The sequence below is a fragment of the Rhizobium sp. IY2 genome (genome assembly GCF_047532935.1).
GTDB classification, from domain to species: Bacteria; Pseudomonadota; Alphaproteobacteria; order Rhizobiales; family Rhizobiaceae; genus Rhizobium; species Rhizobium anhuiense.
In genome coordinates this window covers 916,556-941,262 of sequence record NZ_JBLKNU010000002.1, presented here as the reverse complement: position 1 = coordinate 941,262, position 24,707 = coordinate 916,556, and the positions used below count along the sequence as shown (strand labels likewise).

The 24,707-nt window shown below is 61.1% G+C and carries 25 protein-coding genes and 1 pseudogene; 18 read left to right on the top strand and 8 right to left on the bottom strand.

Going from position 1 to position 24,707, the window contains the following annotated elements:
- The first annotated feature begins 6 nt into the window (after positions 1-6).
- Entirely contained in the window at positions 7-1,167 is a 1,161-nt protein-coding gene (locus ACMUVN_RS13110; RefSeq protein ID WP_183844819.1) for an amidase family protein, read from the top strand.
- A gap of 141 nt (positions 1,168-1,308) precedes the next feature.
- On the opposite strand, the pseudogene ACMUVN_RS13105 reads toward ACMUVN_RS13110, so the two are convergent.
- A pseudogene (locus ACMUVN_RS13105) lies at positions 1,309-1,389 on the bottom strand (EamA-like transporter family protein); the annotation flags it as partial.
- A gap of 109 nt (positions 1,390-1,498) precedes the next feature.
- On the opposite strand from ACMUVN_RS13105, the gene ACMUVN_RS13100 reads away from it, so the two are divergent.
- Both ACMUVN_RS13100 and ACMUVN_RS13095 read left to right on the top strand, forming a co-directional pair.
- Positions 1,499-2,065 carry a sugar transferase gene (locus ACMUVN_RS13100; RefSeq protein ID WP_028756496.1) on the top strand — a complete coding sequence of 189 codons (567 nt, stop codon included), beginning with the start codon at positions 1,499-1,501 and terminating at the stop codon, positions 2,063-2,065.
- A 123-nt stretch (positions 2,066-2,188) separates the two neighbouring features.
- Positions 2,189-4,183, top strand: coding sequence for a polysaccharide biosynthesis protein (locus ACMUVN_RS13095; protein ID WP_047613263.1), 1,995 nt, complete (start codon positions 2,189-2,191; stop codon positions 4,181-4,183).
- Positions 4,184-4,321: 138 nt separating this feature from the next.
- Here the strand turns inward: ACMUVN_RS13095 and ACMUVN_RS13090 are convergent, their stop codons facing one another.
- Both ACMUVN_RS13090 and ACMUVN_RS13085 read right to left on the bottom strand, forming a co-directional pair.
- Complete coding sequence (locus tag ACMUVN_RS13090; protein WP_047613262.1) at positions 4,322-4,573, bottom strand: hypothetical protein; 252 nt, start codon at positions 4,571-4,573, stop codon at positions 4,322-4,324.
- 39 nt (positions 4,574-4,612) lie between these two features.
- Positions 4,613-5,017: a DUF2934 domain-containing protein gene (locus ACMUVN_RS13085; RefSeq protein ID WP_097594734.1), complete on the bottom strand. Its 405-nt coding sequence runs from the start codon at positions 5,015-5,017 to the stop codon at positions 4,613-4,615.
- A 166-nt stretch (positions 5,018-5,183) separates the two neighbouring features.
- Between ACMUVN_RS13085 and ACMUVN_RS13080 the strand changes: the two genes are divergently transcribed.
- Both ACMUVN_RS13080 and uxuA read left to right on the top strand, forming a co-directional pair.
- Complete coding sequence (locus ACMUVN_RS13080) at positions 5,184-5,906, top strand: GntR family transcriptional regulator (protein WP_028756500.1); 723 nt, start codon at positions 5,184-5,186, stop codon at positions 5,904-5,906.
- 43 nt (positions 5,907-5,949) lie between these two features.
- Complete coding sequence (gene uxuA / locus ACMUVN_RS13075; RefSeq protein ID WP_097594735.1) at positions 5,950-7,137, top strand: mannonate dehydratase; 1,188 nt, start codon at positions 5,950-5,952, stop codon at positions 7,135-7,137.
- A 66-nt stretch (positions 7,138-7,203) separates the two neighbouring features.
- On the opposite strand, the gene ACMUVN_RS13070 is transcribed toward uxuA, so the two are convergent.
- On the bottom strand, positions 7,204-7,851 hold the full coding sequence (locus ACMUVN_RS13070; protein WP_047613259.1) for a TetR/AcrR family transcriptional regulator: 648 nt from the start codon (positions 7,849-7,851) through the stop codon (positions 7,204-7,206).
- Between the two features lie 135 nt (positions 7,852-7,986).
- Here ACMUVN_RS13070 and ACMUVN_RS13065 point away from each other — a divergent pair, with 135 nt between their 5' ends.
- A complete protein-coding gene (locus tag ACMUVN_RS13065; RefSeq protein ID WP_097594736.1) occupies positions 7,987-9,171 on the top strand; it encodes an HlyD family secretion protein in 1,185 nt (394 codons plus the stop codon).
- A 23-nt stretch (positions 9,172-9,194) separates the two neighbouring features.
- Positions 9,195-10,784 (top strand): DHA2 family efflux MFS transporter permease subunit, encoded by a 1,590-nt coding sequence (locus ACMUVN_RS13060; protein WP_414815149.1) that lies wholly within the window; start codon positions 9,195-9,197, stop codon positions 10,782-10,784.
- 39 nt (positions 10,785-10,823) lie between these two features.
- Here ACMUVN_RS13060 and ACMUVN_RS13055 read toward each other — a convergent pair whose 3' ends face one another.
- Both ACMUVN_RS13055 and ACMUVN_RS13050 read right to left on the bottom strand, forming a co-directional pair.
- Entirely contained in the window at positions 10,824-11,693 is an 870-nt protein-coding gene (locus ACMUVN_RS13055) for an aldose 1-epimerase family protein (protein WP_097594898.1), read from the bottom strand.
- Positions 11,694-11,812: 119 nt separating this feature from the next.
- The gene (locus ACMUVN_RS13050) at positions 11,813-12,142 is read right to left on the bottom strand and encodes a DUF6665 family protein (protein ID WP_047613256.1); all 330 of its coding nucleotides are present in this window, start codon (positions 12,140-12,142) and stop codon (positions 11,813-11,815) included.
- 204 nt (positions 12,143-12,346) lie between these two features.
- Between ACMUVN_RS13050 and ACMUVN_RS13045 the strand changes: the two genes are divergently transcribed.
- From ACMUVN_RS13045 to ACMUVN_RS13030, 4 genes are all read left to right on the top strand, one after another.
- Positions 12,347-13,969, top strand: a complete 1,623-nt coding sequence (locus ACMUVN_RS13045; protein ID WP_097594738.1) for an ABC-F family ATP-binding cassette domain-containing protein — start codon at positions 12,347-12,349, stop codon at positions 13,967-13,969.
- Positions 13,970-14,068: 99 nt separating this feature from the next.
- The gene (locus ACMUVN_RS13040; protein WP_097594739.1) at positions 14,069-14,461 is read left to right on the top strand and encodes a VOC family protein; all 393 of its coding nucleotides are present in this window, start codon (positions 14,069-14,071) and stop codon (positions 14,459-14,461) included.
- Positions 14,462-14,564: 103 nt separating this feature from the next.
- Positions 14,565-15,155: a hypothetical protein gene (locus ACMUVN_RS13035; protein ID WP_047613252.1), complete on the top strand. Its 591-nt coding sequence runs from the start codon at positions 14,565-14,567 to the stop codon at positions 15,153-15,155.
- 98 nt (positions 15,156-15,253) lie between these two features.
- Complete coding sequence (locus tag ACMUVN_RS13030) at positions 15,254-15,418, top strand: DUF1328 domain-containing protein (protein ID WP_028756510.1); 165 nt, start codon at positions 15,254-15,256, stop codon at positions 15,416-15,418.
- Between the two features lie 127 nt (positions 15,419-15,545).
- On the opposite strand, the gene ACMUVN_RS13025 is transcribed toward ACMUVN_RS13030, so the two are convergent.
- Positions 15,546-16,175, bottom strand: a complete 630-nt coding sequence (locus ACMUVN_RS13025; protein WP_097544705.1) for a GNAT family N-acetyltransferase — start codon at positions 16,173-16,175, stop codon at positions 15,546-15,548.
- Positions 16,176-16,372: 197 nt separating this feature from the next.
- Here ACMUVN_RS13025 and ACMUVN_RS13020 point away from each other — a divergent pair, with 197 nt between their 5' ends.
- From ACMUVN_RS13020 to ACMUVN_RS13010, 3 genes are all read left to right on the top strand, one after another.
- Positions 16,373-17,587 (top strand): MFS transporter, encoded by a 1,215-nt coding sequence (locus ACMUVN_RS13020; RefSeq protein WP_097594740.1) that lies wholly within the window; start codon positions 16,373-16,375, stop codon positions 17,585-17,587.
- A gap of 330 nt (positions 17,588-17,917) precedes the next feature.
- Complete coding sequence (locus tag ACMUVN_RS13015) at positions 17,918-18,439, top strand: DUF992 domain-containing protein (RefSeq protein ID WP_063476190.1); 522 nt, start codon at positions 17,918-17,920, stop codon at positions 18,437-18,439.
- A 101-nt stretch (positions 18,440-18,540) separates the two neighbouring features.
- The gene (locus ACMUVN_RS13010) at positions 18,541-19,008 is read left to right on the top strand and encodes a GNAT family N-acetyltransferase (protein WP_245434846.1); all 468 of its coding nucleotides are present in this window, start codon (positions 18,541-18,543) and stop codon (positions 19,006-19,008) included.
- Positions 19,009-19,040: 32 nt separating this feature from the next.
- Here the strand turns inward: ACMUVN_RS13010 and ACMUVN_RS13005 are convergent, their stop codons facing one another.
- Complete coding sequence (locus tag ACMUVN_RS13005; protein ID WP_028756515.1) at positions 19,041-19,970, bottom strand: LysR family transcriptional regulator; 930 nt, start codon at positions 19,968-19,970, stop codon at positions 19,041-19,043.
- A gap of 73 nt (positions 19,971-20,043) precedes the next feature.
- On the opposite strand from ACMUVN_RS13005, the gene ACMUVN_RS13000 reads away from it, so the two are divergent.
- The 4 genes from ACMUVN_RS13000 to ACMUVN_RS12985 all read left to right on the top strand — a co-directional run bounded on the left by ACMUVN_RS13000 (position 20,044) and on the right by ACMUVN_RS12985 (position 24,700).
- Entirely contained in the window at positions 20,044-20,961 is a 918-nt protein-coding gene (locus tag ACMUVN_RS13000) for a DMT family transporter (RefSeq protein WP_183844817.1), read from the top strand.
- A 98-nt stretch (positions 20,962-21,059) separates the two neighbouring features.
- Positions 21,060-21,833 carry a DeoR/GlpR family DNA-binding transcription regulator gene (locus tag ACMUVN_RS12995; RefSeq protein ID WP_063476188.1) on the top strand — a complete coding sequence of 258 codons (774 nt, stop codon included), beginning with the start codon at positions 21,060-21,062 and terminating at the stop codon, positions 21,831-21,833.
- Between the two features lie 234 nt (positions 21,834-22,067).
- Positions 22,068-23,579 carry a glycerol-3-phosphate dehydrogenase gene (gene glpD / locus ACMUVN_RS12990; protein ID WP_097594741.1) on the top strand — a complete coding sequence of 504 codons (1,512 nt, stop codon included), beginning with the start codon at positions 22,068-22,070 and terminating at the stop codon, positions 23,577-23,579.
- A gap of 41 nt (positions 23,580-23,620) precedes the next feature.
- Complete coding sequence (locus ACMUVN_RS12985) at positions 23,621-24,700, top strand: ABC transporter ATP-binding protein (protein WP_047613245.1); 1,080 nt, start codon at positions 23,621-23,623, stop codon at positions 24,698-24,700.
- The last annotated feature ends 7 nt before the right edge of the window (positions 24,701-24,707 follow it).

Sequence of the window (24,707 nt, the reverse complement as noted above, 5' to 3'; positions counted from 1 at the left end):
GCGCAAGTGCGAGACCCATGGAACGCTTTCATGCCCTATCCGGATGCGGATGTCGGGCACGCGGCCAGCGGCCCGCTTTCCGGCCTTCGACTGGCGGTCAAAGACCTTTTCGACGTTGCCGGCTATCCCACAGCGGCCGGCAACGCCACGGTACTTGCTGCCTCCGGCATCAAGACATCGACGGCGCCTCTGGTCCGAACACTGCTCGATGCCGGCGCCTGCTTCGTCGGCAAAACCAATACGGATGAGCTCGCCTATTCCCTGATCGGCGGCAACATCCATTTCGGTATGCCGATCAATCCGCGCGATCCCAATCTCATCCCCGGCGGGTCGTCGTCGGGCTCGGCCGTCGCGGTTGCTGCGGGCCTTGCGGATATCGGGCTTGGAACAGACACGTCCGGCTCCATCCGGCTGCCGGCCGCCGTCAACGGCCTCATCGGCTGGCGGCCGACACATGGAAGCCTCGACAACCGGGCACTGCGTCCGCTGGCGCCAAGCTTCGACGTGCCGGGTTTCATCACGAGAAGCCTGGAACCAATGGCTGCGGTGATGAGCGCCGTCGGCATGCCCGCGGCAGATGACCGACCATCATCTATTCTCATTTCCGCGGATATCTTCGCAACCATCGACGACGCGTTTGCCGACGAGATGACCGCCAGCCTTCGATCAGCGGCCATACCTGTCCGCAGGATAGATGCGATCTCCTCGTTCAGCCTCGCCGACCTTGCTTCGGCGTTCATCACCATCCTGCAAAGGGAAGCCTGGGACAGCAACAAAACACTCTTCGAGCGGGGCCCTGAAGCCATTGCTCCCGATATTGCTTCGCGCCTTCTGTCAGGATCTCGTCTGGATGACGAGGAGGTGCGTGAGGCACGTGCGATCGCCAAGCTCTTTTCCGCGGAGATCGACCGATTGCTGTGCGAAAATGTGATTGTCGCTCTTCCGACCTTGGCCATGAACCCGCCAGCGCGCGATGCCGGCGCAGAAAGCTTCGCTAGATTCCGTTCCGCCTGCATCGAGCTTCTGTGTCTTTCGGGCCTTAGCTGCTGCCCGCAACTGGCTCTTCCAATTGCCAGTTACGTGGGGAAAGTTTCGCTTTCCTTGTTAGGCGAAAGGAGCGCCGACAGGATGCTCATGAATGTGGCCGGGCGACTAAGGGCTGAATGAAAGAGCAAATGCGGCCGGGACGCTTTCCCGCCGTCCATCCATCCCCGTGACTTGCGACCGGCCGATGAAATTGCCCCTGCAATGGCAGCGGAAGCGCGGCACGACGCTTGGCTATTGTGTGCCGCCGCCTTTGCGTCGCCTGACCATCTGGCCACCGATGATTAGCAGAGCCGAATTGACCGCACCTATGCGGGCAATCGCCCAACTGCCCGCCGCCACAAACTGCGGAAACACTGCGTCCCGCAGTTGACGCGAAACGCTTTTTGACGATACGGCAGGGCGAAATCGCAAATGGCGGATGGTCGTCGGTGGGGCGGAAGAGCTGCGGAGCATGGGTTTGAAACGGGCGGTGGATTTTTTCCTGGCTTTGCTTGCATCGGTGGTCCTGCTCGTTCCGATCCTGATCGTCGCTCTTTGTGTTCGCTTAACCTCGCCAGGACCGGTTCTCTACTGGTCAAAACGGATCGGTCGTTTCAACCAGATCTTCCTGATGCCGAAATTCCGGAGCATGCGTGTCGACACGCCGACGGTTGCCACGCATCTGCTCGACAATCCGGATCGGTTTCTGACACCCATCGGCTCGTTTCTGCGCAAATCCAGCCTCGACGAACTGCCGCAGCTTTGGTGCATTCTCGAGGGGAAGATGAGCTTCGTCGGTCCGCGGCCGGCGCTCTACAACCAATATGATCTGATGGAGTTGCGCACGGCGCACGGTGTCGACAAGCTCCTGCCTGGATTGACGGGATGGGCGCAGATCAACGGGCGCGACGAATTGCCGATCCCGGAGAAGGTGAAATTCGATGTCGAATATCTCGAGCGGCGCTCATTCGGCTTCGATATGCGCATCCTGTTCTTGACCGCCGAGAAGGTCATTCGCCGCAAGGGTATCAGGCATTAAGTTACCTACTTCTGATAGACTAGCGGTGCAGAAGGCCTTGATTTCCGATTATTTCAGTTGCGCTCGTTGGAGAAAGTGACAAGAAGGTGGTTGTCTGATTGATCTGCGAGACGCTGGTAAGCAATGCCTGAAAATACCCCCGCTGGGACGCCGCGCTCAGGATGGTTGTTACTGCCGATGCAAGCGCTCGTCGCTCCTCTCCTGGCGATGCCGCGTGTTGCCAAACGCGCACTGGCTTTGCTGGTGGATTCCTGCTTTTGCATTCTGACGATCTGGCTCGCCTATTGCTTCCGCCTGAACGAATGGACGGTGCTGACCGGCGTGCAGTGGTTGCCGGTCTTTGTTTCGTTGTGCATGGCACTTCCGATCTTCATCGTCATGGGCATGTATCGGGCGATCTTCCGTTATGCCGGCCTGGCGGCTTTCATCGCGGTTCTGAAGGCCATTGCCATCTACGGCGTCGCCTTCATGACGATATTTACGGCGCTCAGCGTCCCGGGCGTTCCGAGAACCGTCGGCATTCTCCAGCCCTTCCTGCTGCTGATCGGGATCGGCCTGTCGAGGTTGGGTATCCGTTACTGGCTCGGGGATGCCTACCAGCGCATCCTTAACAAGAATACGGTCGCCAAGGTGCTGATCTACGGGGCAGGGAGTGCCGGGCGGCAGCTGGCGGGTGCCCTGACGAACAGTGCCGAACTCAATGTTGTCGGCTATCTCGACGATGATCCGCGCCTCAAGGGCGGCATCATGGGCGGCCTGCCGATCTACGATCCCTCGGATCTTCCGGTGCTCGCCGAAACGCTTGGCGTGCACAATGTGCTTCTTGCTCTTCCATCGGCATCGCGGCAGCGCCGCAACGAAATCCTGGAGCATATTCGCACAGCCAGGGTGAACGTTCGCACATTGCCGGATCTTACGGCCCTGGCTCAGGGGCGGATCGCCGTCTCCGACATCCGTGAACTGGAGATCGAAGATCTGCTCGGAAGAGAAGCGGTTGCGCCGCGGCAGGCCTTGCTCGACAAGGCGATGCGCAACAAGGTGGTGATGGTCACGGGTGCCGGCGGCTCGATCGGCGGCGAATTATGCCGTCAGATTTTGCGTAATAGCCCTTCCAGCCTGATCCTCGTCGATCAGAATGAGTTTGCGCTTTATAATATCCACGCCGAGCTGCAGAAGCTGGCCGAACTGTACAAGCATGAAAATCTGCAGATTGTCCCGATTCTCTGTTCCGTCCGTGATCAGGATCGCATCGAGCATATCATGCAGAGCTGGCGACCTCAGACGCTTTATCATGCCGCCGCCTACAAGCATGTGCCTCTTGTCGAACATAATGCCGTGGAAGGCATCAAGAACAACGTCATGGGGACGCTGGTCACGGCACGCGCGGCGAACAAGAACGGCGTCTCGAATTTCGTGCTGATCAGCACGGACAAGGCCGTGCGTCCGACAAATGTGATGGGCGCCAGCAAGCGGCTGGCGGAGATGGTTCTGCAGGCGCTCGCAGCAGAGTCGACGACTGACAGACTGCAAACGAATTTCTCCATGGTGCGTTTCGGAAACGTCCTTGGCTCCTCCGGTTCGGTCGTGCCGCTTTTCCGGCAGCAGATCAAGGAAGGTGGTCCCGTGACGCTGACACACCCTGATATAACCCGCTATTTCATGACCATTTCGGAAGCCTCGCAACTCGTTATCCAGGCTGGCGCGATGGCCGAGGGCGGAGATGTTTTCCTGCTCGACATGGGTGAGCCCGTTCGCATCGCAGATCTCGCCCGCAAGATGGTGGAGCTTTCCGGGCTGACGGTTCGCGACGAGGACAATGCCGAAGGGGACATCGAGCTTTCCGTCACCGGCCTCAGGCCCGGCGAGAAACTCTATGAAGAACTGTTGATCGGGGATAATCCAGAAACGACCGAACATCCCCGGATCATGAAGGCGCGCGAGGATTTCCTCTTCTGGCCGGAGCTTTCGAAAAAGCTCACCTCACTCAATGTCGTCTTGGATCGGAACGATATGACCGCAGCGCGGTCGATGTTGGCGGAGCTCGTCTCTGGCTATTCATCAACGGGCGAGGTCTCGGATCTCGCGTTCACCGGTGCCGAAACCACTACCGCCGCCTGAGACATCCGGCAGCTGGTTCCGGCTGACAGACGCTCAGCCGCGAACGCCGGTGTTGTTCCCACGGTCGGAAAGCCGTTGTGGGCAGCCGAGTGGGCTAGCTGAAGAGCCAATTCATGTGCTTCATCGACCTGTCCGTTACTATCGCCAGTATGCGCGAGTCGAACTTTCCGCCGATGATCGACCGAGGAAGTAGCCGAGGCCGAATGCCAGCATGCCGGTGGCGAGCAACAATGCGCTTGCTGCTTGCGGGTGATCCCTCGCGCCGGAGGCGACGGCATAGACCTCGCGCTTCACCTCGTTGGCGGCCGACTTCGCGACCTTGGTCAATCCCTCCGGCTGCTCGGTGGGCGTGCCGGTGAATCCGGCGTTCAAGTTCTGTTTGTCGGCCATGTCGAGGACCTTTCCTGAGAGTGGCGCGAAGCAGAAAGTTCAATCCTGCTCGCGTGTGCCGGGGGAGGCTTCGCGTTGATCCGCGTCTTCGAGATCCGTCTTGACGAGGAATGCATCCGTATGTTCGCGTGAGGCCTCTCGCAATGCTGCAAGGCTTGGAGGATTGTCAGCCTCGCCCTGCTGTGCATCGAGTTCATGTTCAGCCAGGCTCCAGTGATGCTGATGCTTGCCGTCCGGCCTTCCTTCCTTCTCCCACAGAGAATGGGCCCTTTTTCGGATCTCCTCCTCGCGGGTGGCTGCCGGCGACGCGACGCTCTGCTTGTTGATATCGGTTGCGGCTCGCCGAGCCATCTCCCGTCCGCTTGTTTTCGTGGCGGACGGAACTTCCGGCCGGTCACCGTCGGTCGCGCTTTCGCGTATCTTGCGTCGTGCTGGGTTTTTCATGAGCGCCTCCTTGGAGTTCTCAACCAACTCGACCGACCTAAGTTCCAAACAAAGTTTGCTTCTGATTTCGTCAGGTTCATGCCGTCACTCGACCGTAGTGCGTCTTGGCATGGGGACAAAACTAATATACTAGTATGCCAGATAGGTTCAGCGTCCCGGTATCGTTATGCGGCAGGCATCAGAAACCGAAGTTTTGGTCGTCCCGGCCCCGCAAGAGGTTGCCGGCAGGTTGCGCCGTATCACCGCGGCCGGCGCAATCTACGAGCGCCTGCATGCCGACATCGTGTCATTGCGAATGCCGCCCGGCATGCTGCTGCAGGAAAAGCGGATCGCCGATGATTTCGGCGTCAGCCGCACGCCGGTACGTGAGGCGCTGCTCCGGCTTTCCGAAGGCGGACTGGTCGATATCTATCCGCAGTCGAGCACCGTCGTGTCGCGGGTGCCGGTTTCGGCGATCCCCGAGGCGGTCGTCGTGCGCAAGGCGCTCGAAGGCGCGACTGTCGAGACCGCGGCCCTGACCGCCACCGCCGCAGACATTGCCCGTCTCGACGCCATCATCGCGCGGCAGCAGACCCATGCTGCGGCCGGCAATGCCTCGAATTTCCATGAGGACGATGAGGCCTTTCACGAGGCAATCGCACAGATCTCCGGTTATCCCGGCATCTGGGCGACCCTGAAAACGGTCAAGGTGCAGCTCGATCGAGCACGACGGCTGACGCTGCCGGTTCTCGGGCGCATGGACAATGTGGTGCACGAACATATGATCATCCGCGATGCGCTCGCCGCCCATGATGCGGTGGCGGCACGCAGCGCGATGACCCATCACCTGAGCGCGGTCATTCCCGATGTCGACGAACTGCGCGCACGTTACCCCGATTATTTCTGCTGACGGCAGGCGAACATGAAACGAAAAGGCGAGGGAAGGACGAAGGATGCGACAGGGTTGGAGATGGTTCGGACCGGAAGCGCCGGTGACGCTGGATGACGTCCGCCAGACGGGTGCGACGAATATTGTCTCTTCGCTGCATCAGGTGCCGATCGGCAGGGCCTGGACGGAAACGGAAGTGCGCGAGCGCCAGTCTCTGATCGAGACGACGCCTGGCGACCGTTCGCCGCTCGTCTGGTCGGTCGTCGAAAGCATCCCGATCCCCGACGCCGTCAAACGCAAGGGTGGGGAGGCCAAAGCCGAAATCGAGGCGTGGATCGCCAGCCTCGAAGCGGTGGCCGCCTGCGGCATTCCGATTGTCTGCTATAATTTCATGCCGGTGGTGGACTGGACCCGCACCGAACTCGATTTCGTGACGCCGACGGGTGCCACCGCCATGCGCTTCGACCACGAGCGCTTCGCGGCCTTCGATCTCTTCATTCTGGAACGGCCGGATGCGGCGCAGCACTATTCCGCGGAGGACCGCGAACGGGCGCGTATCGTCTTCGAGGCGATGACGGACGACGAGATCGCCGACATCACCCGTATCATCACCTCGGCTCTGCCTGGCTCGACCACCGAACCTCTGACCATTCCGGCCTTCCGCGAAAAGCTGGTCGCCTATAGCGGTATCGATGCCGCCAGGCTGCGCCGGCACCTGATCGAATTCCTGGAGGCGGTGACGCCGGCTGCCGAAGCGCGCGGTGTCAAGCTGACGCTGCATCCCGATGATCCGCCGCGTTCGCTGTTCGGCCTGCCGCGCATCGCCTCGACGGCCGATGATTATGCCGCTCTTTTCGATGCGGTGCCATCGGCGGCGAACGGCATGTGTTATTGCACCGGCAGTCTCGGGGTGCGCGCCGAAAACGATCTGCCGGCGATCGCCCGGCGTTTTGCTTCGCGCATTCATTTTGCCCATCTGCGCGCCACGACGCGCGAAGGCGACGGCCGGACGTTCCATGAAAGCGCGCATTTGGAAGGCGACGTCGATATGGTCGCGGTCCTCCGGGAACTGGTGGCGGAAGACCGCCGCCGCGGCGCGCAGGACACCATTGTCTTCCGCTCGGACCATGGCCACCGCATGCTCGACGATCTCGACAAGGTCGTCACACCAGGCTACCCCGCCATCGGCCGCATGCGCGGCCTTGCCGAGCTGCGCGGCATCCTGCATGCGCTGGGCGCCCCGCCGAACTGAGGGCGTCCCCTGTTCGCGCAGCGCCCTTCGGCGGAAATTATCGCGCTCTGAAGCCCGAAGGACGCTTCAGAGCGCGCAACCCTTCAAGAAAAGATCGGCGCACATCTTTGCCCGCGCCTGGATCGCCTCGATCTTGGGCGGCGGTTCCTGGCGCAGGATCGCCGCACGCTGCGGCTCCATGGCCATCATGCCGCGCAGCATGCCGCAGGCCAAATGCGGATCGTCGAGCGCAATGAGGCCGCGCTCGACCTGGCGGCGCAGCCAGTCCTCCATCAGCTCATTGGTGCGCAGGATCGCCTGTTCGTAGAAGGACGTGGCGATCTCCGGAAAGCGGTCCGATTCGCCGATCACGAGGCGCATGATGGTGACCGTCTCGTCCGAGAGCGACAGCATGCCATAGGCCATCAGCATGCGCTCCAGCCCGTCCCTCAGGTCTGCAGTGGCGAGCGTTGCGGGATCGAGCGCAAGCAGGAAACCGACGATACGCTCGGAGATCATGCTGGCGAAGAGATCGGCCTTGGTCGGAAACAGCCGGTAGAGGGTCTTTGTGGAAACGCCGGCCTCCTGGGCGATCGTGGCGATGCTTGCCGCCGCGTAGCCATTCTCGTGAAACTGGGTGTTTGCTGCCTTGATGATCAGACCCTTGGTGTCGTCGTCACAGCGTATCTGCGGCCTGCCGCGCGGCCTCTTCTCGATTTGTTGATTTTGGACCATCGCAATTTTCCAAATTCTTGTTGACATCGATTTTATAGAGCATATTTTGGAAAACATCAAGTTTCCTAATTAGGATTCCACCTGACTTCAGAGGCCGCAGCCCAAGAGACGGCGACCGTCATCCGGAGAAAGACAATGACCATCAAGACGCTGCATGCCCTCAACAACAACGCTGCTCCCGAAACTGTCGCCGAAGCCGCCCCGGCCAGCCTGGACGCGGGCCAGCCGCCGCGCATCGCCGAAGCTGCCGCTCCGATTTCCGAGAAAAAGCCTGCCCGCAAGCGCGGCGGCCGATCGCTGCTACTTGGCGCCACCGCACTGGTGCTGATCGCCGCCGGCGCCTATTACGGCCATGATTACTGGACGGTCGGCCGCTTCCATATCTCGACCGACGATGCCTATGTGAAGGCCGACAACAGCACGATTGCCCCGAAGGTTTCCGGCTATCTCGCCGAGGTCCTCGTCATGGACAACGAGACCGTCAAGGCCGGCCAGCCGCTTGCCCGCATCGACGATCGCGACTTCAAGGCGGCCCTCGATCAGGCCAAGGCCGATGTCGCTGCCGCGGAAGCTACCGTCAGCGCCAAGCAGGCGTCGCTCGAGATTCAGCAGTCGACGATCGCTGCGGCCCGCGCGACCGTCGACGTCGATCGCGCCAACGAGACCTTCGCCGAGCAGAACAACAAGCGTTATTCGAACCTTGCCACCAGCGGTTATGCCCCGGTCCAGACCGCCCAGCAGGCCGCCTCGCAGATCGCCGCCGCTCAGGCCACCATCGTGCGCGACAGCGCCTCGCTCGATGCCGCCGTCAAGCAGGTCGATCTTCTCAATGCCGAGCTTGCCCAGGCGAGGGCCTCTCTTGCGCGCAGCCAGGCCGTCCAGCGCCAGGCCGAGCTCAGCCTTTCCTATGCGACGATAACAGCCCCGGTCGACGGCACCGTCGGCAACCGGACGCTGCGCGTCGGACAATATGTCCAGGCCGGCACTCAGCTGATGTCGGTCGTGCCGACGACGGCTGCCTATGTCATAGCCAACTACAAGGAAACGCAGTTGACCGACGTGCGGGCCGGTCAGCCGGTCGAGATCGAGGTCGATATGTTCCCCGGCCGCACCTATCACGGCCATGTCGACAGCCTCGCTCCGGCAAGCGGCCAGGAATTCGCGCTGCTGCCGCCCGATAACGCCACCGGCAACTTCACCAAGGTCGTTCAGCGCATTCCGGTGAAGATCCTGCTCGACGGCGATGCCGCCGCAAACGGCGATCTGCGCCCCGGCATGTCCGTTCAGCCTGATATCAATACCAAGAACGATCGCAGCTAGGCCAGCGGCGAGGAGTTTGTGTCATGTCCACCATCACAGCAACAGCCATCGCCGTTCCGCAACAAAGGACCGGGGCTAGCACCCGGGACTGGATCGCCGTTCTCGCAGGCATGATCGGCGCCTTCATGGCGATCCTCAACATTCAGATCACCAATGCCTCGCTTCTCGACATCGAGGGCGGGATCGGAACAGGCGTCGACAACGGCGCCTGGATTTCCACCTCCTATCTGATCGGCGAGATCGTCGTCATTCCGCTGACGGCCTATTTCAGCAACGTCTTCTCGTTCCGCCGCTATATCCTGGTGAATTCGATCCTCTTCCCGCTGTTTTCGATCGCCTGCGCCTTCGCCCATGATCTCGGCACGATGATCCTGCTGCGCGGTCTGCAGGGTTTTGCCGGCGGCGTGCTGATCCCGATGGCCTTCACCATGGTGCTGACCAAGCTGCCGAAGAACCAGCAGCCGCTCGGCTTGGCGATCTTCGCGCTTTCGGTCACTTTCGCGCCGGCAATCGGCCCGACCATCGGCGGTTATCTCACCGAAAATTACGGCTGGCAGACGATCTTCTTTATCAACGCCATCCCGAGTGCCATCATGGCAGTCGCCCTTGCCCTGACGCTCGACAAGCAGCCGATGCAGCTCGGCCTGCTGAGGGAAGGCGATTGGGCGGGCATCGTCACGATGGCAATCGGTTTGTCGGCATTGCAGACGGTGCTTGAAGAAGGCAACAAGGAGGACTGGTTCTCCTCGCCCTTTATCGTCAAGCTCAGCATCCTCGCCGTCGTCTTCCTCGTCGCCTTCATCTGGATCGAGCTCACCGTGAAGAAGCCGCTGGTCAAGCTCAGCCTGCTGAAGCAGCGCAATTTCGGCATCGGCGTTGCGGTCAACGTGCTGGTCGGCGTCGCCCTTTTCGGCACCGTCTATATCCTGCCGCAATATCTCGGCCAGGTGCAGCGCTACAATGCCGAGCAGATCGGCAACGTGCTGGCCTGGACCGGCCTGCCGCAGCTGCTGTTGATCCCGCTCGTGCCGATGATGATGAAGCGCTTCGATGCCCGCTACATCGGCTTCCTCGGCATTTCGATCTTTGCGATCAGCTACTTCATGAACATCATGCTTTCGGCCGATACCGCGGGCGATCAGTTCTGGATCCCCAACATTGTCCGCGCCATCGGCCAGGCTCTGGTGCTGACCCCGATCACCGCCATCACCACTGCCGGCATTGCACCTGCAGATGCCGCCGCCGCTTCCGGCCTGACCAACATGCTGCGCAATCTCGGCGGCGCCGTCGGCACGGCGACACTCGGCACGGTGCTGACCAAACGCGAGCAGTTCCATTCGAACATCATCGGCCAGTCGGTGACGCTCGGCCGCGACGAAGTCCGCAATCGCCTCGACCAGATGACAGGCTACTTCCTGTCGCACGGCGTCTCCGACCATGCCGTCGCAGCCCAGAAGGCCGTCGTGGCGCTGGGTCAGGTCGTCAAACGCCAGGCTCTGATCATGGGTTTCAGCGATACCTTCGCCGTTATCGGCGTGGTTCTTGCCATCGCAGCCGTCGCCCTGCTGCTCACCCAAAAACCGCGTGCCGGTGGTGGCGCCGGCGCTCACTGAAACGACAGCGCTCGCCCGCCTTCCCGGCGAGCGCTTTCTCTATTGCGGAATTTCGACCGTGAAGGCGAAGCGGGCCACAGCGCCCGGCGCCAGGATCGTGGTGGACGGCCTCGCCGAAAGCTCGCTCGATGCTCCAGCTTCCGCGGCCGTTCCATGCCAGGGCTCGATGCAGAGGAAAGGCGCACCCGGCTTGGTCCAGAGCGCAAGATTGGGCAGGTTTTCGAAATGGAACCGCATGGTCGGCCCGCCTTCGGCGCCATAACTCAAGCCTTTGCCCGCCCCACTCGGAAAGATCATCGCATCCTGTTCGAACATCGCGTGATCGAGCATCAGCCGACCGGCATCAAACGGCGAGGGCAGAGGCGCAGGGTTGATCAGGCCACCCGCCAACCGCACAAGACCCGGCTCGCCTTCATTGTCGAGCGTCACGATATGGTCGCGCCCGGCAGCGCCGGGCAGCGGCCAGGCGAAAGCCGAATGGAATCCGAGGCCGAAGGGCATCGGCTTCTGGTCGCGATTGGCAACCTCCGCCGTCACCGTCAGCGCACGGCCCTCGACCGCATGCACCACAGCCAGCTGAAAATCGAACGGATAGACTGCCCGCGTCTCCTCCGAGGCGATGAGTTCGTAGCGGCACATCGTTGCGGTGGATCCGGCAAGCGCGAATTCGCTGCGGCGGGCAAAACCATGCTGGGCCATCGGATAGACCGCGCCGTCGATCGCTATCTTGTCGTCCGGCGCCTTGCCGACGATCGGAAACAGGATCGGCGACCGCCCGGTCCAGAAGGCCGCATCGCCGGTCCATAACCACGAGCGTCCATCGCTTGTCGTCAGCGCCTGCATCTCGGCGCCGAGCGAGGAGACTTCGACGGCGAGATCTTGATTCCCGATCCGGATTGAGCTTGGCATCGCGGCTCCCTTTCGCATTGGTGCGGCACCAAGCCATACCTTTCCGCACCGGGTATTTCCACCCCATTGAGAGAGGCGGGACGGCAGCCACGATGACAATAGCAGTGCCGTCGCGGTGCTTATTTCCGCACCGCGCCTAATCTCGCGATCACTTCATTCGGAATGCCGTAGCGCTGAATAGCGTCACGGTTGTTCCGCAACCCGCATATCTCACGCTGGATGAAGAATGCCCAGACGGCGTCGGATGCTTCATTGAGAAGCCTCTCGCGTTCCTCAGCGGTCTGGTGATCGGGAGCCCAGGCCTTCAGGGCGGCAAGTGCCGCCTCCACCTTCAGCCCGTGACGTCCGAGCGAATCCGCGCGTTCCGACATCAGCTCGTATTCGAGGACGTTGAAGCCGCTTTTATCCTGCTGGGATTGTCGGAAGGACTGCGGCGGACGAACGCTCATTGGCACAGGTCTCCGTTGGCGTGAGTTCCGATATTATCCAATCCTGTTCCAAATTAAAGAAGGTGAGCAAGATGCCGTCCGAAATCCGCACTCGCTTTTCGGCGTCGTACTCTTGATCGAGAGGACAGGAAACAGGGCTATCCTGCGGTTTCCTTGCATGGCATAAGCGCGCCAAAATCTCCTTCTCCAGGCGCCGCGCAAATCATGATCCGTATCGAAAATATCAGCAAGCAGCTCAGCCACCGTATCCTCTTCATCGAGGCGTCCGCGGCCCTCAATCGAGGCGAGAAGATCGGCCTGGTTGGTCCGAACGGCGCCGGCAAGACGACCGTCTTCCGGATGATCAACGGCGAGGAGCAGCCCGATGAGGGGCAGGTCTCCTGCGAGAAGGGCGTCACCATCGGCTACTTCAACCAGGATGTCGGCGAGATGTCGGGCCATAGCGCCGTCGCCGAGGTGATGAATGGCGCAGGTCCCGTCAGCATCGTTGCCGGCGAATTGCGCGAGCTCGAAGCCGCCATGGCCGATCCCGAGCAGGCCGACAATATGGAGGAGATCATCGAGCGCTACGGCGAGGTGCAGGCGCGCTATGAGGAACTGGACGGTTATGCGCTGGAGGGACGGGCGCGCGAAGTGCTTGCGGGCCTGAGCTTCAGCCAGGAGATGATGGACGGCGATGTCGGCGCGCTATCGGGCGGCTGGAAGATGCGCGTGGCGCTCGCCCGCATCCTGCTGATGCGTCCTGACGTCATGCTGCTCGACGAGCCGAGCAACCATCTGGATCTGGAAAGCCTAATCTGGCTGGAGGAGTTCCTCAAAGGTTATGAGGGCGCGCTGCTGATGACCTCGCATGACCGCGAATTCATGAACCGCATCGTCACCAAGATCATCGAGATCGACGGCGGCACGTTGACGGCCTATTCCGGCGATTATGAATTCTACGAGCAGCAGCGGGCGCAGAACGAGAAGCAGCAGCAGGCTCAGTTCGAGCGCCAGCAGGCAATGCTCGCCAAGGAAATCAAGTTCATCGAGCGCTTCAAGGCCCGCGCCTCGCATGCCTCGCAGGTGCAGAGCCGCGTCAAGAAGCTGGAGAAGATCGACCGGGTGGAGCCGCCCAAGCGCCGCCAGGCCGTCTCTTTCGAGTTCCAGCCGGCGCCGCGATCCGGTGAGGACGTGGTCAACCTGAAGAACGTGCATAAGAAATACGGCAGTCGAAGCATCTATGAGGGGCTGGATTTCATGGTGCGGCGGCGGGAACGTTGGTGCATCATGGGTATCAACGGCGCCGGCAAATCGACGCTGCTGAAGCTGGTGACGGGCACCGCCGAGCCTGACCAAGGCAGTGTGGCTCTCGGCGCCAGCGTCAAGATGGGCTATTTCGCCCAGCACGCCATGGATATTCTCGACGGCGAGCATACCGTCTTCCAAGCGCTGGAAGACCGGTTTCCTCAGGCGGGGCAGGGGCCCTTGCGCGCGCTGGCCGGGTGTTTCGGCTTCTCCGGCGACGATGTCGAGAAGCGGTGCCGCGTGCTGTCAGGTGGTGAGAAGGCGCGCCTCGTCATGGCGATGATGCTGTTCGACCCGCCGAACCTGCTCGTGCTCGACGAACCGACGAACCATCTCGACCTCGACACCAAGGAAATGCTGATCAAGGCGCTGTCGCAATATGAAGGCACGATGCTGTTCGTCTCGCACGACCGGCATTTCCTGGCCGCGCTCTCCAACCGGGTGCTGGAGCTGACGCCCGACGGCGTCCACCAATATGGCGGCGGCTATACCGAATATGTGGCGCGCACCGGCCAGGAGGCGCCCGGCCTGCGAAGCTGACGGCATTTTTGCCCCGGCATGTCGAAACCGTCGGCGTCGAAACGACCAGTGAAGAGCCGGCCAGCGATATCGTTGGCCGCTCGGAGCAACGGAGGAGAAATGCCCATGCAGTTGGATCGGATCGAAGTCGTCACGCTGTTCGTCGATGATATCGGCGAGGCCAAAGCATTCTACCAAAAGGTCTTCGCACCTGATGTCGTCTTTCAGGACGCAGTATCCTGCGTGCTGAAATTCTCAGGAACGATGATCAACCTGCTCGATGCTGCGCAAGCGCCTCAGCTGGTCGAGCCATCCGCCGTGTCGTCCCCCGGTTCGGGGGCACGCGTACTGCTGACGATCAAGGTCGATGATGTCGATGCAGTTTGCGCAGAACTGCGCAAACTCGGGGTAACGCTGCTCAATGGTCCCGTCGATCGTCCATGGGGCCGCCGGACGGCGGCCTTTGCGGATCCGTCGGGCCATGTCTGGGAGGTCGCGCAGGAGTTGCGCTAAGCTGGTGTCGCCGCGTTCCGAGGTCGCCTTCAGATTTTGCGACTGTGATGCGTCTCGGCAAGTTTCGTTCACGCGAAGAACAGATTCGGCGGCTATCGCCACGATGATGACCAAATTCCGTGGTGTTCGGAGCCCTCTTCATGCAATCGGGGACGGGCGCATCGGCATGGACTGGATCAATCGCTATATCGATCAGCCGCTACTGCACGGCGCGGCGGGCTTGCTGCGGAGTTGGCATCTGCGCACGCGGCAACCGCCGGAGCTGCTGGAGCCGACATGGAATCTCGTCGTGCTCTCCTTTCTGCTGATCGCGAGCGGCCAGGTCGTAGCCGGCAAGCCTTTCGCGCTCAGCGTTGCCGCGCTGGTCATGCTGGCCCTGCCCTCAGTGCGAAAGCTGCTTTCGGCGGCAAAGGCAGGGGGAGGCGGTTACGGCGCGCGGGAATACAAGTCGCTGAGAGCGCGCGCCATCGCCAAACGCGAGGCGGAGTGGTCGGTGCGGATCATCGTGTTGTTCGCATCTGCCTGCCTTCCGTTCATCGCCCGCATCGACGATCCGGTGGGAGCCTATTTCATGCTGGGGGCAAGCATCTGGTTCGTATTGACCGGGCCGCTCAAGGCTTATCTCGATGCGGCCGAACCTCCCGAACCGAATGAAGGCGACCGGACGTATAACGGCGTCTTTCACCTCGGCTGACTGAAGTCGAGGCGGCATGCATGCGCCCACTGTCAGGCCGACGGGAACCAAATGGGGCGGCCTCCGTTATCTCCGCAGCAACGTAAAAGGAGATTGCGATGCTTTACTACGCTCTGGTGTTTCTCGTTGTGGCCTTGATTGCCGGCGTCCTCGGATTTGGCGGCATCGCAGGGGCCTCAGCTTCCATTGCCCAGGTTCTGTTCTTCATTTTCCTGGTGCTGTTCGTCGTATCGATCGTCATGCGCCTGATGCGAAAAGTATAGTGCGGACAGATAAAGTATAAAAACCCGGCGAGACATATCGCCGGGTTTTTATTTTACTGGGCCAGGGCAGTTAAAAATTCTGCGCCTAAGGCAGAATGAAAGATGGCCGTTTTGCGATAAATGGCACCTAATCGAGGATTGGGATATGAGGCGCTGCCGTCCTTGGCAACACACCGGTTAGTCTGGGATCATCTGCCACTTCGACCATGAAAGCATATGGCTTGAAACCGGACCGCTGATAGAACGGCAATGCATTCGGATGATCGAAGTGGCAGGTGTGGACCCAAAGCCGTTCGATGGGATGCGCCCAGGCAATCGATAACGCCTTGTCCATGAGATAGCGCCCCGCACCGGTTCCGATCGAACTTTTGGCAACTCCAAAGAAAACCAGTTCACACCGGCCATGTTGCCGGAAATCAAGCTCCAGCATGCCGGACGGTCGTCCGTCCGCCAGGAGGACGTATATTTCCACCAGCGGGTCGTTGATAATGGCCGTCAGCCTGTCATCGGGCATGACCAAGCGCGAAACCCACATCCAATCCTCTCCGACCAGCCGGAAAAGCTGGCGATATGCCATCAGATCGGGAGCTGTCATCCGCTCCAAAGAGATCCCAGGGATAAGCTTGGCTTCCCTGGAGGCCGGCTTCTCCGTCATCTCCAGACAGGTGACGGCATTTGCCAGTTTACCCTTGGGGACCAGAGAATATCCCTCTGGCAAATGTGGATTGGAATTATTCGATTTTTCAACAGTTTCCATAGCCATCACACCGTTGCGATCCGCTGCCTCTCCCGTCGATTTCTTGCATCGCATGAACCGCTGACTTGCGCGAGGAATTTATCGTTAGGGATGGTGTGACAACTCGCGCGTGAGAAAATCATGCAGGCATTGCGTTGCGACTTGCGTCGGTGCGGGACTGCGCAATACTCCGAGCGATAAGTATTTTGAAAGGCCGATTGATTTTGCCATCCATATTTTCACCTGTTTCACTGTCCGAAGACGCGGACTCACCAAGCGGATGGTGGGTCGTCCGTGGAGCGCATGCGCTGACAGCTGTAACCTTCGGATCAGCCTACGCCTTCTCCGCTGTGTTTCCCGGTCTTTCCGAGGAATTCGCGGCATCGCGTGGCGAGATCGCGCTTGTCTTCTCCATCTCGGCTTTGGTGTTCTATTCGCTGGGCGCAATCGCCGGCCCGCTTGCCGATCGCTGGTCGTCCCGCGCCGTCATAGCGACCGGTTTGGTGGCAATGATCATCGGTTACGTCGGAGCCAGCCAGGCACAGTCGCTGGCCTCGCTCTACATTTGGTACGGTGCCGGGGTGGGGGTTGGGATCGGCCTCTCTTATGTTCCGGCGGTTGGAGCTGTGCAGTCTTGGTTTATCCTCAAGCGGAGCCGCGCGTCCGGCATTGCTACGGCCGGCATCGGCCTCGGCACACTCTTGCTGCCGTTTACGACCGGCCGGCTTGTCTCCGGGCTTGGTTGGCGTGGATGTTTCATCGCTTTGGCGGTTGTCATAGCCGCAATCGGTCTGCCGGCGGCAATGCTCGTGCGTAGACGCCAAGACAACAGCATTCCTTCAGAACTGCGATCCAGCGACCGGCCCAGCCCTTTCACCGTATGGCGCGATGGCCGTTTCAGCCTGTTCTACATCATGCTGCTCTTGGTGTCGTTCTGCACATTCATTCCCTATGTGCATATCGTCCCGGCAGCGCATGACATGGGTCTGTCGCTTGAAAGCGGTACAATCCTTATAGCGCTCATCGGCGTCGGAAACATCTTTGGGCGTTTCGTGCTGGCCGGTTTGGGCGACCGCATCGGTTCCTTGCGCCTTTTGACAATTCTTACCTTTGCTGTTGCCGGCTCATTCGTCCTGTGGTCCGCTGCCAACGGCATGGCCATGATGGTGCTTTTCGCCCTGTTGTTCGGGGCGAGTTATGGTGGCTGTGTCGGCCTTTATCCGGCCGTCGCCGCCAATCTCTTCGGCACCCGTCATATCGGAACGATACTGGGCTATCTCTATACGGCCGTGGGTGTGGCTGCTTTGCTGGGGCCAACAATGGCGGGGCTCGTATTCGATAAAACCGGTAGCTATCTGGGCCCCATACTGTTCAGCGCGGCTGCCGCTGTCGTTGCCGGTTTCCTGACACTCTGGCTTCGGCAGAAATGGTAGCGCCGCAAATGAACAGAGGCGGCCAGACCGAGCCTTGTGGTCACCGGCCGCTCAGCCGGATGTCACCGGTCGAGATCGATGTGCCTTTCTGGCAACCATTCCGGATAAGATCATGAAATAATCGAATGCCGCGAAAAGGTGCCTTCGAAATGTCCCAATGGGGCTGAACCGTAGGCTTGTTTGTCGCTTGCGCCTTCCCATGCGCTTTGACATGCGATGCGTAAATGATGCCGGTTCGGGATCGTTTTGCGGTTCCGTCCGTTATCTGTTGCCGAATCTGGTGGCGAGTAGCCGGGTATGCTCCCGTCACGATTTGAGAAGGAGAGACTTATGAACAAAATTCTTGCGACGGCCTTTGCCGCGGTATCGTTGACCTTTGTCGGAGCGGGGGTGGCCAATGCAGCCGACCTCGTCACAAGGACATATGAAGAGCCGGACCTGCGCAATGGCGTGAAGATCGGTTATCTTACCTGCGATATCGGCGGCGGCACGGGTTATGTGCTCGGTTCATCCAAGGAAGCCGATTGCATTTTCCAGTCGACCGTCGGCAACGAGCTTTCGGATCGTTATACCGGCGAAGTGAGAAAACTTGGCATCGACCTTGGTTTCACCACGCGCAGCCGCCTGATCTGGGCCGTGTTTGCGCCGACCGCCGGCTATCACCGCGGCTCGCTCGCCGGCCTCTATGTCGGCGCTACCGCCGAAGCCACGCTCGGCGCCGGTGTGGGCGCCAATCTCCTGGTCGGCGGTACCTCCGGCTCGATCCATCTGCAGACGGTCAGCCTGACCGGCCAGCTCGGCCTCAACGTTGCGGCAGGCAGCGCCTCGATGACGCTGACGGCAGCGAATTGATGTTCTCTTTTGGCGCCTCCTGCCGCATGGCGGTGGGGAGGCGCCAACTCTTCTGAGGAGCGATTTCGCGCCCTCGCATGCCCAAGCCGGATCACGACATGATGGATATTCGAATGGCAACGCCCGACGAGGACGAGGTCCTGGTGGGGCACTATCTGAAGATCTGGGACAGCTACGGCACACCACCGGAACACTACAGCTCCGATGCGGCGGCGCGGATCTTGTCTTTCATCAGAAGCGGTCGCGAAGAGCGCCGCCTGACCTCGTTCCTTGCGATCGTCGACGGTGAAATCGCCGGTTCTGCATCCTGCCAGCTGCACCAATCGCCGTTTCCGGAGGTCATCCGTCCGGAACAGCGGCTGTTCGGTTATATCTGGTCCGTCTATGTCGCCGACGCCTTCCGTCGGCGCGGCATCGCATTGGCGCTGACCAACAAGGCCGTCGATTATCTGAAATCGATCGGCTGCACGACGGTCGTCATCCATGCCTCGGATGCCGGCGAACCCGTTTATAGGGCTGCCGGTTTCGAACTGGCGAAGGAAATGCGCCTGAAGTTCCCGGAGGAATAACGAACGGATGCGGCCGGTGCCGCATCTTCCGCTTACGTCTTCGGCCGGCCGGGTGCGATAAAGGCGGCGATCGTCGCCGCGTCATGGCCGGCCTCACGCAGGAAGCGGCTGGCAAATTCGATGGCGGGGCCTCGAAGCGCATCGTCCGGGCGGATCAGGTGAAAGGCCACGTGATAATCGAGCGTCCGTTCCGAGACAGTGACGACGCGCCCGGCCGCCAGCGCCGCATCCGACAGCGGCGGTCGCGCCAGCGCGATGCCGAGCCCCTGCGCACAGGCGTCGATCACCAGATTATAGTCTTCGAAGCGCCGGTCATGGCCGCGCGGCGTATAGTCGACACCCTCGCGGGCGAGCCAGCGGCGCCAGCCTTCGATGTTCGAATCGTGCAGGATCGGCAGTTCGAGCAGCGACAAGGCATCTGAGCGCTGTCCGAGCCGGTCCGCCAGCGCAGGGGCAGCGATCGGACACGATTTCTCCTGCCAGAGCGGCAGGGCGCGCACGCCCGCCCACGGCCCCTTTCCGCAGCGGATGGCAAGATCCGTGCCTTCGCCGAAATCCGCCAGCCGATGTTCGAGCGTCAACTCGACATGCAACTCGTTTCCCTCAAGCTTCGGCAGGCGCTGAAACAGCCATAGCGAGGCGACGGAGGGCGTTACCGAGAGGCGCACTACCGCCTTGTTGCGGCGGGGCAGCCAGCGCTCGCCACTATTGCCGAGCAGCGCCAGCGCTTCCTCCGCCCGCGCGAAAAACCGCATACCTTCCGGCGTCAGGCGCACACCTCGGGCTTCGCGGGCAAACAGCCGCACGCCCATCCAGCGCTCCAGGCGCGAGACCTGCCGCGACACCGCGCCATGGGTGATGCCGCTTTCCTCGGCCGCGGCCGAAAACGATCCGAGCCGGGCGGCGCGGGCAAAGGTCTCGAGCGTGTCGAGGGGCGGAAGCACGGGCGAGCTGTGAACCATACGCACATTTGATCATCGATTGCGATGCTTTTCAAGCACGGATCGAAGCCCTAATCCATTCTCACGGAAACAGATGGAGGCGAAAATGAGCATGGCGGCAAGCGCACCGGTTACGGCGAAACAGCAAGGCGGGTTCGATATGGTGGCCTTTGCGGCGATCCTCGTTACCATCCTCTTCTGGGCGTCCTCCTTCGTGGTGATCCGCATCTGTCTCGGACCGCTGACGCCGATCGAACTGGCGACGGCGCGTTATGTGGCAGCCGGCGCCATCGCCCTCGTCTACCTCGTCATCTACCGGCCGATGCCGGAAAGGCGCGATTTCCTCCGCCTCTCCATTGCCGCCGTGCTTTTCATCGCCGCCTATGCGGTTTTGTTGAACACCGGCGAGCAGACGGTTGCGGCAGGGCCGGCGAGCTTCATCATCAACACCATGCCCGTCTTCACTGCCCTGATTGCCACATTCGCGCTCGGCGAGCGCTTTGGCCGCTGGGGCTGGGCGGGTACCGCGGTTTCCTTCGGCGGCGTAGCGCTGATTGCGGTCGCCTCCGAAGACGGTTTCAAGCTCGATCCAAATGCGGTCATGATCCTTGGTGCAGCGCTCTGCTCGGCGATCGCCAGCGTGCTGCAGAAGCCGCTGCTTGGACGGCTGCCGGCGCTTGCCGTCACCGCCTGGATCCTGCTCATCGGTTCCGTGCCGCTGTTTCCGGCCGTCCCGGCGACAATCCAGGCGCTCGCGGCCGCACCGGCCGAAGTGAACTGGGGCGTTGCCTATCTCGTCATCTTCCCCACTGTGATCGGCTATCTCACCTGGGCGATCGCATTGAAGCGGCTGACGGCCGCCCGCGCTTCGAATTTCCTCTACGGCGTTCCGCCGGTCGCCACGCTAATCGGTTTTGTCTGGCTGGGCGAAACGCCAACGGTGCTCGGTGCGGTCGGTGGCGTCATGGCAATCCTCGGTGTGCTCATCGTCAACGTGATGCGGAAGCGATAGCGTGAGATTCGAGCCGCGAGGGCGAACTGGTAACAGATAGGCATTGCGCTGCCCTTCGCTTTCTTTAAAACGAAAGCAGATACGAAAGGTATGCGCCCATGTTCTTGACCGACCGGCAAACCGAAATCGTGGCGATTGCGAAATCGAGCGGCAGGGTTCTGGTCGAGGAGCTTGCCTCTCGCTTTTCCGTGACGCGGCAGACGATCCGCAAGGATCTGAACGATCTCTGCGACGCACAGGTGCTGACACGTATTCATGGCGGTGCCACATTCCCGAGCGGCACCGAGAACGTCAAATACGAGGCGCGCCGACAGATCGCCGCTTCCGAGAAGCAGGCGATCGGCATTGCCGCGGTCGAGTTGATCCCGAGCGGCGCCTCGCTCTTCATCAATATCGGAACGACGACCGAGGCGGTGGGCGAGGCGCTCGCCAATCACCACGAGTTGATGGTGATCACCAATAATATCAACGTTGCCAATAGGTTGCGTTCCTTTCCGGCGATCGAGGTGGTGATCGCCGGCGGGGTCGTGCGTGGTTCGGACGGCGGGATCGTCGGTGAAGCGGCCGTCGATTTCATCCGTCAGTTCAAGGTCGATTACGCCGTGATCGGCGCGTCGGCGATCGACGTGGACGGCGCGCTTCTCGACTACGATTTTCGCGAGGTGAAGGTGGCTCAAGCGATCATCGCCAATGCCAGGCATGTCATCCTGGTTGCCGATTCGACGAAGTTCGAACGCACTGCACCGGTCAGGATCGGCCAGCTTTCGCAGGTCCATACCTTCATCACCGACCACTGTCCGGTGGCGTCGATCCGCAATCTCTGCCTCGAAAACAATGTGAAGCTGATCGAAACGAACGGCAGATCGCGCTAGCGGATAGGGCTGAAAAGCATCAGCGCCTTTCGAAAGCGCACGATGCTCTATGCCTTTGATTCAGATGACAATTCTCATTTTATCCTGATCCGGCCTAAAAATCGTCCAGATCAAGGTGGTGATCTGCGAAACATTCGTTTGACATTCGTATTTCTTTCGTTTTAACTGATGTCACTTTCGCAATTGCGCAAGTTTTGTGCGATGCGAAATCTGCAGCGGGGCTCGGAGGGGATATTGGGCCGGGAGATTCACGACATATTCGTCATCGGTGGCGGCATCAACGGCTGCGGCATTGCGCGCGATGCTGTTGGGCGCGGCTATTCGGTGGCGCTGGCGGAGATGAACGATTTCGCCTCGGGCACCTCGTCGGGCGCCACCAAGCTGATCCATGGCGGCCTGCGTTATCTCGAGCATTACGAATTCCGCCTGGTGCGCGAATCGCTGATGGAGCGCGAAATCCTCTGGGCGATGGCGCCGCACATCATCTGGCCGCTGCGCTTCGTGCTGCCCTATCACAAGGGCGGCATCCGTCCGGCCTGGCTGATCCGGCTCGGCCTCTTCCTCTACGACCACCTTGGCGGCCGCAAGCTGCTGCCGCCGACCTCGGTGCTCGACATGCGCCGCGATCCGGCCGGCAAGCCGCTGAAGGCGCTGTTTGCCAAGGCCTTCGAATATTCCGACGGCTGGGTCGACGATGCCCGGATGGTGGTGCTGAACGCCCGCGACGCCGCCGACAAGGGGGCGACCATCATGCCGCGCACCAAAGTCGTGGCGGCAAGGCGCGAGAAGGGCCTGTGGCATATCGAGACCACCGATACGGTCACCGGCCGCAATGACAGCCATCAGGCCCGCATGCTGGTCAATGCCGCCGGTCCCTGGGTCGACCATGTCATTCGTTCCGCCTTCGGCCAGAACGAAGCCCATCATGTCCGCCTCGTCCAGGGCAGCCATATCGTCGTGAAAAAGAAGTTCGACGATGTGAGAGCCTATTTCTTTCAGAACCCCGACAACCGCATCATCTTCGCCATCCCCTACGAGGGCGACTTCACACTGATCGGCACCACCGACCGCGACTATACCGCCGATCCCAAGGATGTCAGGATCTCCGAGGAGGAGACCGTCTATCTCTGCAATGCGGCGTCGGAATATTTCAAAGAGCCGGTTAAGCCGGAAGATATCGTCTGGACCTATTCGGCGGTCAGGCCGCTTTATGACGACGGTGCCTCGAAGGCACAGGAGGCGACGCGCGACTATGTGCTGAAGCTGGAAGGCGAAGGTGCCGCACCGTTGCTCAACGTCTTCGGCGGCAAGCTCACCACCTATCGCCGGCTTTCCGAACATGCGCTGGAGAAGATCGGTGCTGCCATCGGCGTCAAGGGCGCCCCGTGGACGGCCAAAAGCCATCTGCCGGGCGGCGACTTCCCGGTCCGGGGCTATGAGGCACAAGTTGACAAGCTGAAACGGCGTTATCAGTTCCTCGCCGATCAGCATGCCCGCCGCCTGGTGCGCCGCTATGGCACCAGGGCTGAGGTGCTGCTCGGCGATGCCCGCGGCATCGACGATCTCGGACGGTTGTTCGGCGGTGATCTCTACGAGGCGGAGGTCACCTATCTCGTTAAACAGGAATGGGCCCGGCACGCCGAAGACGTGCTGTGGAGGAGAACAAAGGATGGCCTGCGCCTTTCGAAGGAGCAGGCTCAGTCACTGGAGGAGTACATGGCTGCCATGCCGGCGATGGCCGGATAGGAGCCCTGTGGTCCCCGCTGCGTGGAGGCACGGGAATCGGAATGCTGGAACTGCGGAACGCCGCCAAGATGGTGGGCGCGGACTATCACATTTATCCGACCGATCTGGTCCTCGAGCGAGGCACGCTGAACGTCCTGCTCGGGCCGACGCTGTCGGGCAAGACGTCGCTGATGCGGCTGATGGCCGGCCTCGACCGGCCGACGGGCGGCTCCGTCCATTTCGACGGCGTCGATGTCACCGGCATGCCGGTGCAGAAGCGCAACGTTGCCATGGTCTACCAACAATTCATCAACTATCCGGCGCTGACCGTCTACGAGAACATCGCCTCGCCGATGCGCATATCAGGCAAGGATGCCGCCACGATCGACCGCGACGTGCGCAAGGCGGCCGAGCTCCTGAAGCTCACGCCCTATCTCGACCGCACGCCGCTCAATCTGTCGGGCGGCCAGCAGCAGCGCACGGCGCTGGCGCGCGCCCTCGTCAAGAATGCCAGCCTGGTGCTGATGGACGAGCCGCTCGCCAATCTCGATTACAAGCTGCGTGAAGAGCTGCGGCAGGAATTGCCGCGCATCTTCGCCCAGTCCGGCGCGATCTTCGTTTATGCCACGACGGAACCCTCCGAAGCCTTGTTGCTGGGTGGCAATACGGCAGCGCTCAACGAGGGCCGGATCACGCAGTTCGGCCCGACGATCGAGGTCTATCGCAATCCGCTCGATCTGACGACGGCGAAAACCTTTGCCGACCCGCCGCTGAATTTTATTGATCTGGTCAAATCGGAAGGCAATTTCCTGCGCGATGGCGCCGTGATTTTTGCCGTGCCGCCGCATCTTCAGAACGTGCCGGACGGGCCGGCAACGATCGCGTTTCACCCGCATCATCTTGCACCAACCGCCCAGACGGCTGATTCGGCGCAGCTGATAGCACGGACGCAGATTTCGGAGATCACGGGATCGGAAAGTTTCGTGCATCTACAATTTGCCGGCACCCGCTGGGTGATGCTTGCGCACGGCATCCACAATATCGATCCGGACACGGACCTCTCCGTTTTCATCGATACGCGCCACCTGATGGCGTTCGGCGCGGACGGCCGGGCGATCACCATCGCCGGGCAGAGGGGCTAGGAGAAGA